General features: G+C 58.4%; 12 protein-coding genes. 6 read left to right on the top strand and 6 right to left on the bottom strand.

Annotation, left to right across the window (positions count from 1 at the left end; all coding sequences use genetic code 11):
- Positions 1-34 precede the first annotated feature (34 nt).
- Together AC1VYI_RS01970 and AC1VYI_RS01965 are read right to left on the bottom strand one after the other, a co-directional pair.
- Positions 35-355, bottom strand: a complete 321-nt coding sequence (locus AC1VYI_RS01970; RefSeq protein ID WP_023309670.1) for a PTS fructose-like transporter subunit IIB — start codon at positions 353-355, stop codon at positions 35-37.
- A 14-nt stretch (positions 356-369) separates the two neighbouring features.
- On the bottom strand, positions 370-1,449 hold the full coding sequence (locus AC1VYI_RS01965) for a PTS fructose transporter subunit EIIC (RefSeq protein WP_023309671.1): 1,080 nt from the start codon (positions 1,447-1,449) through the stop codon (positions 370-372).
- 305 nt (positions 1,450-1,754) lie between these two features.
- Between AC1VYI_RS01965 and ptsP the strand changes: the two genes are divergently transcribed.
- Genes ptsP through gldA form a run of 3 tightly spaced genes read left to right on the top strand, consistent with a single transcriptional unit; the run spans position 1,755 to position 6,049 of the window.
- Complete coding sequence (gene ptsP, locus AC1VYI_RS01960) at positions 1,755-4,256, top strand: phosphoenolpyruvate--protein phosphotransferase (protein WP_134867019.1); 2,502 nt, start codon at positions 1,755-1,757, stop codon at positions 4,254-4,256.
- A 14-nt stretch (positions 4,257-4,270) separates the two neighbouring features.
- Positions 4,271-4,933 carry a fructose-6-phosphate aldolase gene (gene fsa / locus AC1VYI_RS01955; RefSeq protein WP_023309673.1) on the top strand — a complete coding sequence of 221 codons (663 nt, stop codon included), beginning with the start codon at positions 4,271-4,273 and terminating at the stop codon, positions 4,931-4,933.
- Between the two features lie 12 nt (positions 4,934-4,945).
- Entirely contained in the window at positions 4,946-6,049 is a 1,104-nt protein-coding gene (gldA, locus tag AC1VYI_RS01950) for a bifunctional L-1,2-propanediol dehydrogenase/glycerol dehydrogenase (protein WP_045404252.1), read from the top strand.
- An 83-nt stretch (positions 6,050-6,132) separates the two neighbouring features.
- Here gldA and katG read toward each other — a convergent pair whose 3' ends face one another.
- The 3 genes from katG to argE all read right to left on the bottom strand — a co-directional run bounded on the left by katG (position 6,133) and on the right by argE (position 10,770).
- Positions 6,133-8,313, bottom strand: coding sequence for a catalase/peroxidase HPI (gene katG, locus AC1VYI_RS01945; RefSeq protein ID WP_047743346.1), 2,181 nt, complete (start codon positions 8,311-8,313; stop codon positions 6,133-6,135).
- Between the two features lie 147 nt (positions 8,314-8,460).
- A complete protein-coding gene (gene metF, locus AC1VYI_RS01940) occupies positions 8,461-9,348 on the bottom strand; it encodes a methylenetetrahydrofolate reductase (protein ID WP_134867018.1) in 888 nt (295 codons plus the stop codon).
- A 270-nt stretch (positions 9,349-9,618) separates the two neighbouring features.
- Complete coding sequence (argE, locus tag AC1VYI_RS01935) at positions 9,619-10,770, bottom strand: acetylornithine deacetylase (RefSeq protein WP_134867017.1); 1,152 nt, start codon at positions 10,768-10,770, stop codon at positions 9,619-9,621.
- An 88-nt stretch (positions 10,771-10,858) separates the two neighbouring features.
- Between argE and argC the strand changes: the two genes are divergently transcribed.
- From argC to argH, 3 genes are all read left to right on the top strand, one after another.
- Positions 10,859-11,863, top strand: coding sequence for an N-acetyl-gamma-glutamyl-phosphate reductase (gene argC, locus AC1VYI_RS01930; RefSeq protein ID WP_134867016.1), 1,005 nt, complete (start codon positions 10,859-10,861; stop codon positions 11,861-11,863).
- Positions 11,864-11,869: 6 nt separating this feature from the next.
- Complete coding sequence (gene argB, locus AC1VYI_RS01925; RefSeq protein WP_100245666.1) at positions 11,870-12,646, top strand: acetylglutamate kinase; 777 nt, start codon at positions 11,870-11,872, stop codon at positions 12,644-12,646.
- A gap of 74 nt (positions 12,647-12,720) precedes the next feature.
- Positions 12,721-14,094, top strand: coding sequence for an argininosuccinate lyase (gene argH, locus AC1VYI_RS01920; protein ID WP_045404247.1), 1,374 nt, complete (start codon positions 12,721-12,723; stop codon positions 14,092-14,094).
- A gap of 60 nt (positions 14,095-14,154) precedes the next feature.
- On the opposite strand, the gene AC1VYI_RS01915 is transcribed toward argH, so the two are convergent.
- Entirely contained in the window at positions 14,155-16,587 is a 2,433-nt protein-coding gene (locus tag AC1VYI_RS01915) for a bifunctional aspartate kinase/homoserine dehydrogenase II (RefSeq protein WP_134867015.1), read from the bottom strand.

Below are 16,587 nucleotides of genomic sequence, written 5' to 3'. Positions count from 1 at the left end.
GGAAAACGAGCCCGCCCCGAAGGGCGGGAGAGCGTCAGGCGGTTTGCGCCAGGTGGGCATCAATCTTGTTCATGATGGCGTCGGCGCGTTTTACCGCGTCGCTAATGTTGACGCGCACGATGGTTTTCCCGGCAAAGCGCTCTTCAAATTTAATGCCGATATCTTTGGTCAGGATCACCATATCCGCTGCGGCGATATCCTCAGCATTCAGCTCGTTCTCAAGACCAATCGACCCCTGCGTTTCAACCTTTACTTCCCAGCCTTTGGCTTTAGCGGCGCTTTCCAGCGCTTCGGCCGCCATGTAGGTATGGGCAACGCCAGACGGGCATGCTGTTACTGCGATAATTCGGGCCATCTTCTCTTCCTCACTCAGTTAATTTCAAAATCCAGATCCAGGTCGTCCTCTTTTTCCTCGACCTGTTTTGCATTCTTGCGGGCAATACTCTTCAGCACGTTGACGCTAATGGCCGTCACCACCGCCCCTACGGCAACCGCCGCGATGTAGCCCAGTTTGCCTTCCACCACAGGGAGAACAATAAGCCCGCCCCAGCCGGCATAACATTGCGCCCCCATCACGGCAGCCGTCACTGCGCCACACGCGGATCCCAGCATGATGGAGGGAATAACGCGCAGAGGATCGGCAGCGGCGAACGGAATGGCCCCTTCGGTAACCCCCACGCAGCCCATCACTAATGCAGCCTTACCCGCTTCACGCTCTTCACCGGTAAAATTCTTGCGATTAATCAACGTCGCCAGGCCTAATCCCAGCGGTGGCACACAGATACCGACTGCCGCAATCGCCACCACGGTGTAGACGCCCTGAGCAACGCAGATCAGCATGAAGGCATAGGCGACTTTATTAATCGGGCCACCCATGTCGAAGGCCAGCATCAACCCCATGATGATGGCCAACACAACGATGCTGCCCTGCTGCATCCCTTGCAGCCACTGGGTTAAGCCCGTCGTCAACGCACCAACAGGTTCGCCCAGACCCCACATCATGATGCCTGCGGTAACAAAGGTGCCGATGATAGGGATGATGAAGATAGGCATGACGGAGCGCAGGACTTTCGGGACCGGCAGTTTTTTCAGATACCAGACCACAATCCCGCCGAGGATCCCGGCAATAATGGCGCCGAAGAAACCGGCACCGAAGCTGTTACCGACCCACGCGGCAATAGCGCAGGGAGCAAGCGCGGCGCGCTCGGCAATGGAATAGCCAATATAGGCGGCCAGGAAAGGCACCATCAGCGTTAACCCCGCCACGCCGATATCAAATAGCTTTTTGAGGTTAGGATCGGTTGCGGCATCCGGTACCGCGCCCTTGCCGTACAGCATGACCGAAACCGCCAGCAAAATACCGCCCGCGACCACGAACGGGATCATGTGCGACACCCCGGTCATCAGATGCTGCCGCGTGTTCTTGAGAATATGCACCAACTCTTTCATATGTCGCTCCTGGCCTAAAACCATAAAGATGTTGTGGCAAACAATAGGCAATCAGGAAGACGGCGGACAGGAGACAAAAAGGCCATTTACTGGATTTTTGTAATATCGAAATAAAAATGCGATCCGCCTCGACATTTTGGATAGACGTTACGCATAAGACAAACCACCATAACCTGTGAGTCAAATCTCACTTTTCACCTGATATTACATTTGTCCAGCTTTTGGCAGATTTGTCACATGGCGCGCGCCATCAACACACTCGTATGCTGTTCCCCAATGAATGATGATGAGTTTCAGGAGTGTGTATGGCTCTGGTAGTGGAATTTACCTGTGAATTGCCCAACGGTGTTCACGCGCGTCCGGCAAGTCATGTAGAGACGCTGTGCAATACATTTATCTCGCAAATCGAGTGGCACAACCTGCGCACAGACCGCAAAGGGAATGCCAAGAGTGCACTGGCACTCATTGGTACCGACACGCTGGCAGGCGACGCCTGTCGTCTGGTGATCCACGGTGAAGATGAGCAGAGCGCCCATCAACAGCTGGAACAATGGCTCCGGGAAGAGTTTCCCCACTGCGACGCGCCGCTTGCGGAAGCCCCCAATACCGAGCTTGATCCGCTGCCAGAATCTCTCACGCGCCTTAATCCAACGCTTTTTCGCGCCCTGCCCGTTTGCAGCGGCAGCGCCCGGGGCGTGTTAACCTTGCTGACCTCGCTGGATCTCAATGCACTGACGGATTTACCCGACGCGAAAAACGTGGAAGAAGAGCAGTCAGCGCTGGATAAAGGCCTCACCCTGCTGGTGAAAAACATTGAGCTGCGCGCGCTGGACAGCGACAGCACCGCCAGCGCCATTCTTGAGGCACATCGTTCGCTGGCAACGGATACCTCTTTGCGTCAGCATCTCCTTGCAGGAGTGAGCCAGGGTTTGAGCTGCGCGCAGGCTATAATCGCCACAGCTAACCATTTCTGCGATGCGTTCTCTCGTTCCAGCAGCAGCTATCTGCAGGAACGCGTGCTGGATGTGCGCGATGTTTGCTATCAGCTGCTGCAGCAAATCTACGGTGAACAGCGCTTCCCCGCACCGGGCCAGCTGACGCAGCCGACCGTTTGTCTGGCGGATGATCTTACGCCCGGCCAGTTCCTGGAGCTCGATAAAACCTTGCTTAAGGGGCTGCTGTTAAAAAGCGGTGGAACAACCTCGCACACCGTTATTCTTGCACGTTCCTTTAATATTCCGACGCTGGTCGGCGTCGACAGTGAAAGCCTGCTGCAGTGGCGCAATAAACCCGTATTTATTGATGGCAATGCCGGTGCGGTCGTGGTCAACGCCAGCGATGCGGTGGCACGCTACTACCGCCAGGAAGCACGGGTACAGCAGGCACTCCGCGAGCAGCAGCGCATCTGGCTTGACCGGGAAGCCAGAACCGCCGATGACCTGCGCATTGAGATCGCCGCAAACATCGCCCACGCGGTGGAAGCGCAGGCAGCATTCGGGAACGGCGCCGAGGGCGTTGGCCTGTTTCGCACCGAAATGCTGTATATGGACCGTACCAGCGCGCCCGGCGAAAACGAGCTGTACAACATTTTCTGTCAGGCGCTGGAAAGTGCAAACGGGCGCAGCATTATCGTGCGCACCATGGATATCGGCGGCGATAAACCGGTGGCGTACCTGAATATCCCGGCCGAAAACAACCCGTTCCTCGGCTACCGCGCCGTACGTATTTACGAAGAGTATGCCGCCCTTTTCACCACTCAGCTTCGGGCGATCCTGCGCGCCTCTGCTCACGGCAGCCTGAAGATCATGATCCCGATGATCTCTTCCATGGAAGAGATCCTGTGGGTGAAAGAGAAACTTGCCGAAGCGAAACAGCAGCTTCGCGCTGAACACATTCCGTTTGATGAGAAAATCCCGCTCGGCATCATGCTGGAGGTGCCTTCGGTGATGTTCATTATCGATCAGTGCTGCGAAGAAATTGATTTCTTTAGCATCGGCAGCAATGACCTGACGCAGTATCTGCTGGCCGTCGACCGCGACAACGCCAAAGTCACACGCCACTACAACAGCCTGAACCCGGCCTTCCTGAGGGCGCTGGATTATGCGGTACAGGCCGTCCATCGCCAGGGGAAATGGATTGGCCTGTGCGGAGAGCTGGGCGCAAAAGGTTCAGTGCTGCCGTTGCTGGTGGGTCTGGGACTGGACGAGCTGAGCATGGGGTCGCCCGCTATTCCGGCAACCAAAGCGCGACTGGCACAGCTTGATAGCCGCGCCTGCCGCCAGCTGCTGAATCAGGCCATGGCGTGTCGCACTTCGCTTGAAGTGGAACACCTGCTGGCGCAGTTCCGCATGAATCAGCAGGACACACCGCTGGTCACACCTCGCTGCATTTCACTGGATAACGACTGGAACAGCAAAGAAGAGGTCATGAAAGGGATGACCGATAACCTGCTGCTCGCAGGACGTTGCCGCTACCCCCGCAAGCTGGAGGCCGATCTGTGGGCGCGCGAAGCCGTTTTCTCCACCGGGCTTGGCTTCAGCTTCGCCATTCCGCACAGCAAGTCTGAGCATATTGAGCAATCCACCATCAGCGTTGCGCGCCTGAAATCCCCCGTCATGTGGGGAGATGAAGAAGCACAATTCATCATCATGCTGACGCTGAACAAACACGCCGCTGGAGATCAGCATATGCGTATTTTCTCCCGCCTGGCCCGCCGCATCATGCATGACGATTTCCGCAGTGCGCTGGTCAACGCCAGCTCAGAAGAGGCCATCGCCTCCCTGCTGCAACACGAATTAGAACTCTGAAACGAGGAAGAGTAATGGAACTGTATCTGGATACCGCCAACGTGGCGGAAGTTGAACGTCTGGCCCGCATCTTCCCTATTGCGGGCGTTACCACCAACCCGAGCATCATTGCCGCTAGCCGTGAATCCATCTGGGACGTGCTCCCGCGCCTGCAAAAAGCCACTGGACCGGAAGGCACGCTGTTTGCTCAAACCATGAGCCGCGATGCAGAAGGCATGGTAGCGGAGGCAAAACGTTTGAGTAACGCCGTCCCCGGCATCGTGGTGAAAATCCCGGTGACGGCTCAGGGGCTCATCGCGATTAAAGCATTGAAAAAAGAGGGTATAACCACGCTGGGGACCGCCGTTTATAGCGCGGCACAAGGTTTGCTTGCCGCGCTGGCAGGCGCGAAATATGTCGCGCCGTATGTGAACCGCGTTGACGCTCAGGGCGGTGATGGCATTCGCATGGTCCAGGAGCTGCAGTCCCTGCTGGAACTGCACGCACCGGAAAGCAAAGTGCTGGCCGCCAGCTTCAAAACGCCGCGGCAGGCGCTGGACTGCCTGCTGGCGGGATGCGAGGCAATCACGCTTCCCTTAGACGTAGCGCAACAAATGCTCGGCACGCCAGCGGTAGAGTCAGCCATAGAGAAGTTCGAGCAGGACTGGAAAAACGCGTTTGGTAACCTCAACCTCTAAGGGAGAACTGTTATGGACCGTATCATTCAATCGCCGGGAAAATACATCCAGGGCGCTGATGTGCTTACCCGTCTCGGCGACTATCTGAAACCCCTGGCCAATCGCTGGCTGGTTGTCGGCGATAAATTTGTTCTGGGTTTTGCCGAAGAGACCCTGCGCCAGAGTTTTAAAAAAGCCGAACTGCATGCCGAAATCGCGCCGTTTGGTGGCGAATGTTCACAAAATGAAATCGATCGTCTGAAAAAGCTGGCCGACAGCGCCGACTGTCTGGCGGTGCTGGGCATTGGCGGCGGTAAAACGCTGGATACCGCCAAAGCGCTGGCCCATTTTATGGACGTTCCCGTGGCTATTGCCCCGACGATTGCCTCCACCGATGCGCCGTGCAGCGCCCTTTCCGTTATTTACTCCGACAGCGGCGAGTTCGACCGCTATCTGATGCTGCCGCACAACCCGAACATGGTTATCGTCGACACCAAAGTAGTCGCGGGGGCGCCGGCACGTCTGCTGGCCGCCGGGATTGGCGATGCGCTGGCGACCTGGTTCGAAGCACGCGCCTGCTCGCGCAGCGGCGCGACCACCATGGCTGGCGGCAAATGTACGCAGGCTGCACTCGCGCTGGCCGAGCTGTGCTACAACACGCTGATTGAAGAAGGTGAAAAGGCCATGCTTGCAGCGGAACAGCATGTGGTTACGCCGGCGCTGGAACGCATTATCGAAGCCAACACCTATCTCAGCGGCGTGGGCTTTGAAAGCGGCGGACTGGCCGCAGCGCACGCTATTCATAACGGTATGACGGCGGTACCGGACGCGCACCACTTCTATCACGGTGAAAAAGTGGCGTTTGGTACGCTGACGCAGCTGGTACTGGAAAACGCGCCGGTAGATGAAATAGAGACCGTCGCGGCGCTTTGTCACAGCGTTGGGCTGCCGATCACGCTGGCGCAGCTGAACATCAAAGAGGATATTCCGGCCAAAATGCGTCTGATCGCGGAAGCCTCCTGTGCCGAAGGGGAAACTATCCACAACATGCCCGGCGGCGTAACGCCGGATCAGGTGTATGCGGCGCTGCTGGTGGCCGACCAGTATGGGCAGCGGTTCCTGCAGGAGTGGGAGTAAATAGCGTGAATAAAAATCCCCGCATCAGCGGGGATTTTTTTGCCCGTAAGCCGGGTAAGCGTCAGCGCTACCCGGCACAGGGGTTACTGCAGGTCAAACCGGTCCAGATCCATCACCTTCGCCCATGCGGCAACGAAGTCACGGACGAACTTCTCATGCGCATCATCACTGGCATAAACTTCTGCCAGCGCGCGCAGAACGGCGTTAGAACCGAAGACCAGATCGGCGCGGGTGGCGGTGTATTTCACTTCACCGCTGGCGCGATCGCTTCCGGCAAACAGTTCATTAGATTCGTCGGTCGCCTTCCACTGGGTGTTCATGTCCAGCAGGTTCACGAAGAAATCGTTGCTCAGCACGCCCTCGCGGTCGGTGAACACGCCATTCTTGCTGCCATCAAAGTTGGCACCCAGCACGCGCAGGCCACCGATCAGCACCGTCAGCTCAGGCGCGGTCAGCGTCAGCTGCTGGGCTTTATCAATCAGCAGTGACTCTGTCGTGGACACATCCACCTGCGCACGGTAGTTGCGGAAGCCGTCGGCAATCGGTTCGAGCAGGTTAAACATCTCGATATCCGTCTGATCCTGACGCGCATCGACGCGGCCCGGGGTGAACGGAACGTTGACGTAAACGCCTGCCGCTTTCGCCGCCTGCTCAACGCCCACCACGCCCGCCAGCACGATGATATCCGCCAGAGAGGCTTTGTTGGTGGTGCGCTGGATAGCTTCCAGAGCCGGCAACGCGCGAACCGCTGCGGCGTTCACATCCCAGTCGCGCTGAGGGGCCAGCGCCAGACGCGCGCCGTTGGCGCCACCGCGCTTGTCGCCGCCGCGGAAGGTTGAAGCTGACGCCCAGGCAACGGAAATCAGTTCGCTCACGGAGAGGCCAGAGGCAGCGATTTCCGTCTTCAGGCTTTCAATGTCTTCTTTCGACGGATTGAACACCGCCTGCGGCAGCGGGTCCTGCCAGATCAGATCTTCTTTCGGCACTTCCGGGCCAAGGTAACGCGATTTTGGCCCCATATCGCGGTGGGTCAGCTTGTACCACGCGCGCGCGAAGGCTTCGTTGAAGGCCTGCGGATCGTTCAGGAAGCGGCGGGAAATTTTCTCGAATTCCGGGTCAAAACGCAGCGTCAGGTCGGTGACCAGCATGGTAGGTTTGCGTTTTTTCGACGGGTCGAACGGGTCAGGCATGATTTCCGGCGCATCCACGGCTTCAAACTGAATCGCTCCCGCCGGGCTGCGGGTCTGCACCCATTCGTATTTGAACAGGTTCTCGAAGAAGTAGTTGCTCCACTGGGTCGGGGTTTGCGACCAGATGACTTCCAGACCGGAGGTAATGGCATCTGCGCCAACGCCCGTGCCGTGCGTGCTGGCCCAGCCCAGGCCCTGCGCTTCAATCGGCGAGGCTTCCGGGTCGGTGCCGACGTGCGTGGCTTCACCCGCGCCGTGGGTTTTGCCGAGGGTGTGGCCGCCCGCGATCAGCGCAACGGTCTCTTCGTCGTTCATCCCCATGTTGCCGAAGGTCGCGCGAATTGCCGCCGCAGCAGACAGAGGTTCACCGCTGGCGTTTGGCCCTTCCGGGTTAACGTAGATCAGGCCCATTTCGGTGGCGGCCAGAGGACGCTTGGCCAGCGCTTCCGGGTCACGGTGGGTCAGCCAGGCTTTTTCATCACCCCAGTTCACGTCCAGGTCTGGTTCCCAGACGTCTTCACGCCCGGCACCAAAACCAAACGTACGGAAGCCGGAGTTCTCCAGCGCCACGTTACCCGCGAGGATAAACAGGTCGGCCCAGGAAATTTTTTGTCCGTATTTTTGCTTGATGGGCCACAGCAGACGGCGCGCCTTATCCAGGCTCACGTTATCCGGCCAGGAGTTCAGCGGCGCAAAGCGCTGTTGACCGCGTCCGGCACCGCCGCGTCCGTCAACGGAGCGATAGGTACCCGCGCCGTGCCAGGCCATACGGATAAACAGGCCCGCATAGCTGCCCCAGTCGGCAGGCCACCACGGTTGAGAGTCGGTTAAAAGGGCTTTAAGGTCGCCTTTAAGGGCGGAGTAATCAAGTTTGCTGAATTCTTTGCGGTAGTCGAAGTCTTCACCCAGCGGGTTCGAACGATTGGAATGTTGATTAAGAAGATCGATGCGGAGTTGTTTTGGCCACCAGTCGCGGCTGCCTGTACCTGCCCCCGCGCTGTGATCGACGCCGCCCTGGTGGAACGGGCATTTGCCGACCGATGCCGCTTTATTGGTCTCGTCTGACGTGCTCATCGCTATGCTCCCTTTTACAGTGTTACCGTTACGATATACACCACTAGCAATAAGTTATAGTTGAATTAATCCACAGATTCGATAGCTAATACCTTTTAACTATTCGCGTGATAAAAAAGCCCTCGTAAAACGAGGGCTTTGTGCTTGTTACGCCGGACGAACGCCCAGCGTATGGCAAATGGCGTAGCTCATCTCCGCGCGGTTCAGCGTATAGAAGTGGAAATCTTTCACCCCTTCACGGCTTAAAATTTTCACCATGTCCATCGCGATATTGGCCCCCACCAGCTTGCGGGTTTCCGGATCATCGTCCAGCCCTTCGTACATTTTGGACATCCACAGCGGAATGCGAACATTGGTCATATCAGCAAACTTCTTCGCCTGTTTGAAGTTAGAGACCGGCAGAATACCCGGAATAATTTCAACGTCGATGCCCGCGGAGACGCAGCGGTCACGGAAACGCAGGTAGCTTTCCACATCAAAGAAGAACTGGGTAATGGCGCGGTTCGCGCCGGCGTCCACTTTACGCTTCAGGTTAAGCAGATCGGCCTGGGCACTTTTCGCTTCCGGATGCACCTCAGGATAAGCGGCAACGGAGATATCAAAGTCGGCCACGGCTTTCAGCAGCGCGACCAGATCGGCGGCATACATGTCCGGCTTACCGCTGCCCGGCGGCAGGTCACCGCGCAGTGCGACGATATGACGAATGCCATTATTCCAGTAATCCTGGGCGATGGCCCGTAACTCGTCGCGGGTCGCGTCGATACAGGTGAGATGCGGCGCCGCTTCCAGACCGGTACGATCTTTGATGCCTTTAATGATGCTGTGCGTACGGTCACGCTCGCCGGAGTTAGCACCGTAAGTCACGGAGACGAACTTCGGCTTCAGGCTGCTAAGACGATCGATAGAGCTCCACAGGGTTTGCTCCATTTCACTGGTGCGCGGCGGGAAAAATTCAAAAGAGACGTTAATCTGGCCGTTTACTTCGGCCAGGCTCTGATTCAGTGCTTCCCGCTGGTTGGCGTGAAAAAAGCTCATACCTTACCTCTATCAATCGCATGTCGTTATTTGTTGTGTTGTGAACTTCTATACGTTTAGACGTCCAGATGTAAAAATGACGGAAAAGCGGAGGGACGTCAACATAAATAATCAACAATAACGGTGAGGTTTGCTCAGGAAAGATGAAGAAAGTTCATGATGGGTGGTAGGGAGTGAGACATCGCCTCCCCAGGACCGTACACCCCTTTGGGTAAAGGGGAAAAAACCGCATCGCGCAGTCCTCTCCCCTATGGGATGTACGGTGCGGTTTTAATGCCAGCAGAAGTGATGCACAACCTGGGTAATCAGTTCGCGGGTTGGCTTGATGAAGCGGGTTTCCAGATATTCATCCGGCTGGTGCGCCTGGTTGATGGAGCCGGGGCCCAGGACCAGCGTAGGGCAAAGCGTCTGAATAAACGGCGCTTCGGTGCAGTAGTTCACCACGTCGGTTTTCTCACAGAGCAGCTTTTCCACCACCTCAACCAGCTGATGGTCCGGCGGGCATTCGTAACCCGGGATCGGCGGATGCAGTTCGGAGACCGTCAGGCGGCCCGGCCAGCGCTCGCTCACCGGAGCCAGCGCTTCATTCAGCAGGCCGTCGAGATCGCTGAGGGTCATGCCCGGCAGCGGGCGAATGTCCATATGCAGTTCGCAGCAGGCGCAGATGCGGTTCGAGGCATCGCCGCCGTGCAGGCTGCCGAGGTTCAGGGTCGGATACGGCACGGTGAACGCGTCGTAGTGGTAGCGCTCTTTCAGATCGTCGCGCAGGGTCATGATACGGCCGATGGCGTCATGCATCAGCTCAATGGCGTTCACGCCGCGCGCCGGATCGCTGGAGTGGCCGGACTGGCCCAGCACGCGCACGGCCGTAGAAATATGGCCTTTGTGCGCGCGGATCGGCTGCAGAGACGTCGGCTCGCCGATGATCGCGCAGTCCGGGCGAATCGACGTGTTTTCAGAGAAGTAGCGCGCGCCCGCCATGCTGGTTTCTTCATCGGCGGTCGCCAGAATGTAGAGCGGTTTTTTCAGCTTCGTCACGTCCACGTCACGCAGCGCGTCGAGGATAAAGGCGAAGAAGCCTTTCATGTCGGCGGTGCCCAGACCATAAAGCTTGTTGTCGTGCTCGGTCAGGGTGAATGGATCGCGCGTCCAGCGGCCGTCGTCAAACGGCACCGTATCGGTATGACCGGCCAGCAGCAGGCCGCCCGCACCGGTTCCGGTGCTGGCGAGCAGGTTAAATTTGTGGCGGGTTCCGGGGACGGGCTGAACCTCAACGTTAAACCCAAGATCGCTAAACCAACCCGCCAGCAGATTGATTAAAGACTCATTGCTCTGATCCAGCGCTTCTTCCGTTGCGCTGATGGACGGTGTGGCAATCAGGGCGCGGTAGATCTCGATAAATGGCGGTAAGTTCATTTTCATTGTTGACACACCTTAGGTCGTGATAGTATCAATATTCATGCAATAAATGTGAATAAAAATACACTAACGTTGAGCATAAAGGAACCCGATGTTGAATACGCTGATTGTAGGCGCTAGCGGTTATGCGGGCGCAGAGCTTGTAAGCTACGTGAATCGCCATCCACATATGACCATAACCGCTTTGACCGTGTCAGCGCAAAGCAATGATGCAGGAAAGTTAATTTCCGATTTGCATCCGCAGCTTAAGGGCCTGGTCGATCTGCCGCTGCAGCCCATGTCTGACATCAGCGAGTTTACCGACGGCGTCGACGTGGTGTTTTTAGCCACCGCGCACGAGGTCAGCCACGACCTGGCGCCGCAGTTCCTGGCGGCCGGCTGCGTGGTCTTCGACCTTTCCGGCGCGTTCCGCGTGAATGACGGCGCGTTCTACGAAAAATATTACGGTTTCACCCATCAGCATCCGGATCTGCTGGAAACAGCGGTGTACGGCCTGGCGGAGTGGAGCGCAGACAAACTGAAAGAAGCGGACCTGATTGCCGTTCCGGGCTGCTACCCGACGGCGGCGCAGCTTTCCCTGAAGCCGCTGATCGACGCGGGCCTGCTGGATCTGAGCCAGTGGCCGGTGATCAACGCCACCAGCGGCGTGAGCGGCGCAGGCCGCAAGGCGGCTATCTCCAACAGCTTCTGCGAAGTGAGCCTTCAGCCGTATGGCGTGTTTAATCACCGTCATCACCCTGAAATCACGACGCATCTGGGCGCGGACGTCATTTTCACCCCGCACCTGGGTAGCTTCCCGCGTGGGATCCTCGAAACCATTACCTGTCGCCTGAAACCGGGCGTGACCAAAGAGCAGGTGAACGAGGCCTTCAAGCAGGCGTATGCGGACAAACCGCTGGTGCGCCTGTACGACAAAGGCGTGCCGGCGCTGAAAAACGTGGTCGGCCTGCCGTTCTGCGATATCGGCTTTGCCGTTCAGGGTGAGCATCTCATCGTGGTGGCCGCAGAAGATAACTTACTGAAAGGCGCTGCCGCACAGGCAATGCAGTGTGCAAATATTCGTTTCGGCTTCCCTGAAACGCAGGCTCTTATTTAAGGTGTGATGATGAACCCATTAATTATCAAACTCGGTGGTGTACTGCTGGACAGCGAAGAAGCGCTGGAGCGTCTGTTTACCGCGCTGGTGAACTATCGCGAATCACACCAGCGTCCGCTGGTGATTGTGCACGGCGGCGGCTGCGTGGTGGACGAGCTGATGAAAGGGCTCAACCTGCCGGTGAAAAAGAAGAACGGCCTGCGCGTCACGCCTGCTGACCAGATTGACATCATTACCGGCGCGCTGGCGGGCACGGCGAACAAAACGCTGCTGGCGTGGGCGAAGAAACACCACATCGCGTCCGTGGGCCTCTATCTGGGCGATGGCGACAGCGTAAAAGTGACCCAGCTCGACGAAGAGCTCGGTCACGTTGGACTGGCGCAGCCAGGTTCGCCTAAGCTAATTAACACGCTGCTGGAAGGGGGTTTCCTGCCGGTGGTGAGCTCTATCGGCGTGACCGAAGAGGGCGATCTGATGAACGTCAACGCTGACCAGGCGGCGACGGCTCTGGCGGCAACGCTGGGCGCGGATCTGATCCTGCTTTCCGACGTGAGCGGCATTCTGGACGGCAAAGGCCAGCGCATTGCGGAAATGACGGCTGAGAAAGCCGAGCAGCTGATTGCTCAGGGTATTATTACCGACGGCATGATCGTCAAAGTGAACGCCGCGCTGGATGCCGCACGCACGCTGGGCCGTCCGGTGGATATCGCCTCCTGGCGTCACGCGGAACAACTGCCGGCGCTGTTTAACGGCACGCCGATTGGCACGCGTATTTTAGCGTAAGTTTTTATTGAATGACCGTAGGCCGGGTAAGCGAAGCGCCACCCGGCAGAACTAACGAATAAAGGAATCATGTTATGGCACTTTGGGGTGGGCGTTTTACACAGGCAGCGGATCAGCGGTTCAAACAGTTCAACGACTCTTTGCGCTTCGACTACCGCCTGGCCGAACAGGATATTGTCGGCTCTGTGGCCTGGTCCAAAGCGCTGGTGACGGTGGGCGTACTGACCGCAGACGAACAATTACGGCTGGAAGAAGCGCTGAACAATCTGCTGGAAGAGGTACGTCTTAATCCGCAGCAGATCCTCGAAAGCGATGCTGAAGATATTCACAGCTGGGTGGAAGGCAAGCTTATCGACAAAGTCGGCCAGCTGGGTAAAAAGCTGCATACCGGCCGCAGCCGTAACGACCAGGTCGCCACCGATCTGAAGCTGTGGTGTAAAGATACCGTTGGCGAACTGCTGGCGGCTAACCGTCAGCTGCAGAGCGCGCTGGTCGAGACCGCGCAGAACAACCAGGATGCGGTGATGCCGGGTTATACCCACCTGCAGCGCGCGCAGCCGGTGACCTTCGCACACTGGTGTCTGGCCTACGTCGAGATGCTGGCGCGTGACGAAAGCCGTCTTCAGGATACCCTGAAACGTCTGGACGTCAGCCCGCTGGGCAGCGGCGCGCTGGCCGGTACGGCGTATGAAATCGACCGTGAGCAGCTGGCAGGCTGGCTGGGCTTTGCCTCAGCCACCCGTAACAGCCTGGACAGCGTGTCTGACCGCGACCACGTGCTGGAGCTGCTATCCAATGCGTCTATCGGAATGGTGCACCTTTCGCGCTTTGCCGAAGACCTGATCTTCTTTAACTCTGGCGAAGCGGGCTTCGTCGAGCTGTCTGACCGCGTGACCTCAGGCTCATCCCTGATGCCGCAGAAGAAAAACCCGGACGCGCTTGAGCTGATCCGCGGCAAATGTGGCCGCGTGCAGGGCGCGCTGACCGGCATGATGATGACCCTGAAAGGGCTGCCGCTGGCGTACAACAAAGACATGCAGGAAGACAAGGAAGGGCTGTTCGACGCGCTCGACACCTGGCTGGACTGTCTGCATATGGGCGCGCTGGTGCTGGACGGCATTCAGGTGAAACGTCCGCGCTGTCAGGAAGCGGCGCAGCAGGGCTATGCGAACTCTACCGAACTGGCGGATTATCTGGTGGCGAAAGGCGTACCGTTCCGTGAAGCGCACCATATTGTGGGTGAAGCGGTGGTGGAAGCCATTCGTCAGGGTAAACCGCTGGAAGATCTGCCGCTGGCCGACCTGCAGAAGTTCAGCGCGGTTATCGGGGATGATGTGTATCCGATCCTTGCGCTGCAGTCTTGCCTGGATAAACGTGCCGCGAAAGGCGGCGTGTCGCCTAAGCAGGTGGCGCAGGCGATAGCGGATGCGAAAAACCGGTTGGTTTAATCTGTCCTGACAGGTGCCCTCTCCCACTGTACGGTCCGGGGAGAGGGCCAGGGTGAGGAGTTACAGCAGCTTAGCCAGACGGTTGATGTCGGACTGAATGGCTCCAGCGGTGACATCGCGCCCCGCGCCAGGACCACGGATCACCAGCGGGTTATCGCGATACCAGCGGCTTTCGATGGCGAAGACGTTATCGCACGGCAGCAGCGCCGCCAGCGGATGTTCAGGACGCACCGCCTCGACGCCGACTCGCGCTTTTCCGTTGGCCTCGAAACGCGCCACATAGCGCAGCACCAGCCCCATCTCGTTCGCCGCCTCCAGACGCTGTACCATCTGCTCGTTCAACTCTTCACCATTTTCAAAGAAATGGTCCACAGAACCTTCTTCACAGCCGGCAGGCACCAGCGATTCGACGCGTACGGCATCCGGTTCAATGTCGTAACCGGCCTCACGCGCCAGGATCACCAGCTTACGCATCACGTCTTTGCCGGAAAGGTCAACGCGCGGATCGGGCTCGGTTAAGCCCTGCTGCCATGCCTGATCCACCAGGTCGGTGAAGGGTACGGTGCCGTCAAACTGCAGGAAAAGCCAGGAGAGCGTGCCGGAGAAGATACCGCTCAGCGCCAGAATGCTGTCGCCGCTTTCAATCAGGTCACGCACGGTGTGGTTAACCGGCAGGCCAGCCCCAACGGTGGCGTTATAAAGCCAGTGGCGCCCCGTTTTTTCAAACGCGTCGTGGATCTGGCGGTATTTATCGGTGCTGCTCGCCCCCGCCAGCTTGTTCGCACTAATAACGTGGAAACCGTGGCTGGCGAAATCCAGATACTGATCCGCAAGCTGTTCGCTGGCGGTAACGTCCAGCACCACCAGATCGTCATACGGGTGCGCGCGCATCCACAGGAACAGCGACTCTTCATCCTGCTCTACGGCTTCATCATTAAAGAAGGCAAGCGCGCGGCTGGCGTCCAGCCCTTCGTAGTTCAGCAGGCTGCGGCGGCTGTCCACCACGCCCGCAAGAACGAATTCGAATCCGGTACGCGCCGAGAGCGTCACCTGTTCGCGGGCAAACAGCTCCAGCCAGCGGGAACCGATGTTGCCTTTCCCGAACAGCACCAGACCGATGCGCTTTTCCGCGCGGAACAGAGAGGTATGCAGGCCCTGGATCAGGCTCTCGGTTGGCCCTTTACGCAGAACGGCGACCAGGCTGATGCCCTCCTCCGACTGCCAGGTGAACTCCACCGGCTGGCCTTTCAGCTGCTGCCAGAATCGGTGGCAGTGCAGCGGGTTACGGGTGACGCCCGCGCCCACCATCGCCACCAGCGCCAGCCCCTGACGCAGGCGAAGCTCGCCCGGCAGGCCAGCTTCATCCAGAATTTTCAGCGCGCTGTCCGCCACTTCAGCGGTGTAGCAGAACTGCAGCAGCTGACGATCGTTATGCACGCCAACGGCCAACGGACGCACCTGGGCGCGTTTCAGGATCGTGTCGATATCTTTATGCGCCAGCTTGAAGTCCTGGCCCGCAGGCACCTGGAACTCAATCAGGCAGATGTCGTCGTGGCTGGTGACAATACGCGCCCCGGTACCGGACGCCAGCACGCGCTCAATGCGCGTGGAGCCTTGATCCGGAGTGTAACTGCAGCGCAGCTGGAGGTCGATATCGCTGCCGGAAACCGGCTGCAGCGTGCGCGCGTGCAGTACCGGCGCGGCCAGACGCGCCAGCTCGCTGGCTTCGTCGAGACGCAGCAGCGGCAGCAGGCAGGCATCTTTTACTTTGCGCGGATCCGCGCTGTACACACCGGCCACGTCGCTCCAGATGGTGACGCGGGAGACGCCCGCCAGCGCGCCAATCTGCGTTGCCGAGTAGTCGGAGCCGTTACGGCCCAACAGCACGGTTTCGCCCGCGTTGCTGCGGCTGATAAAGCCGGTGACGACAATACGTTTGCCCGGGTGCTGCACCAGCAGCTGTTGCAGCAGCGGGTAGGACAACCCTTCATCCACCTGTGGCTGCGCGGCGCGTTCAGCGCGCAGAAAATCACGCGCGTCGAGCCAGGCTGCGTCCACGCCCAGGTGTTGCAGCACGGCGGCCATCAGGCGCGCGGACCACACTTCACCGTGGCCCACCACTTCGGCATACACCGCGTCGGTAATCCCGCTGTCCAGCAGGGCAGCCAGACGCTCAAGGTCATGCGTGAAGGCGCCGATCAGCCCGTCCGCCACGTCCGCAGGCAGCAGGCCGGCAATCAGCTCGCTCTGGTAGCGGCGTAAGGACTGTTGCACCTGATGCGCAGAAAGGCGATCGGTCTGGCTCAGTTTCAGCCAGCTAATCAACTGGTTGGTGGTGCTGCCCGCCGCCGAGACAACCATCATGTCACCCGGCTGTGAATATTCCGTCATGATGCCTGCAACGCGCAGGTAACATTTCACATCAGCAAGACTACTACCACCAAACTTGTGCAGCTGACGACCCTTCGCCCCTGCCTGCGCTATCACACTCAT

It is taken from the genome of Enterobacter sp. QK-SA4 (assembly GCF_056856775.1).
This window is presented reverse-complemented; position numbering and strand designations above follow the sequence as displayed.

Bases quoted from the DNA above. Each gene is read 5' to 3' on its own strand.
- AC1VYI_RS01970 (WP_023309670.1), bottom strand. From the start codon at position 355: ATGGCCCGAATTATCGCAGTAACAGCATGCCCGTCTGGCGTTGCCCAT.
- AC1VYI_RS01965 (WP_023309671.1), bottom strand. From the start codon at position 1,449: ATGAAAGAGTTGGTGCATATTCTCAAGAACACGCGGCAGCATCTGATG.
- ptsP (WP_134867019.1), top strand. From the start codon at position 1,755: ATGGCTCTGGTAGTGGAATTTACCTGTGAATTGCCCAACGGTGTTCAC.
- fsa (WP_023309673.1), top strand. From the start codon at position 4,271: ATGGAACTGTATCTGGATACCGCCAACGTGGCGGAAGTTGAACGTCTG.
- gldA (WP_045404252.1), top strand. From the start codon at position 4,946: ATGGACCGTATCATTCAATCGCCGGGAAAATACATCCAGGGCGCTGAT.
- katG (WP_047743346.1), bottom strand. From the start codon at position 8,313: ATGAGCACGTCAGACGAGACCAATAAAGCGGCATCGGTCGGCAAATGC.
- metF (WP_134867018.1), bottom strand. From the start codon at position 9,348: ATGAGCTTTTTTCACGCCAACCAGCGGGAAGCACTGAATCAGAGCCTG.
- argE (WP_134867017.1), bottom strand. From the start codon at position 10,770: ATGAAAATGAACTTACCGCCATTTATCGAGATCTACCGCGCCCTGATT.
- argC (WP_134867016.1), top strand. From the start codon at position 10,859: ATGTTGAATACGCTGATTGTAGGCGCTAGCGGTTATGCGGGCGCAGAG.
- argB (WP_100245666.1), top strand. From the start codon at position 11,870: ATGATGAACCCATTAATTATCAAACTCGGTGGTGTACTGCTGGACAGC.
- argH (WP_045404247.1), top strand. From the start codon at position 12,721: ATGGCACTTTGGGGTGGGCGTTTTACACAGGCAGCGGATCAGCGGTTC.
- AC1VYI_RS01915 (WP_134867015.1), bottom strand. From the start codon at position 16,587: ATGAGTGTGATAGCGCAGGCAGGGGCGAAGGGTCGTCAGCTGCACAAG.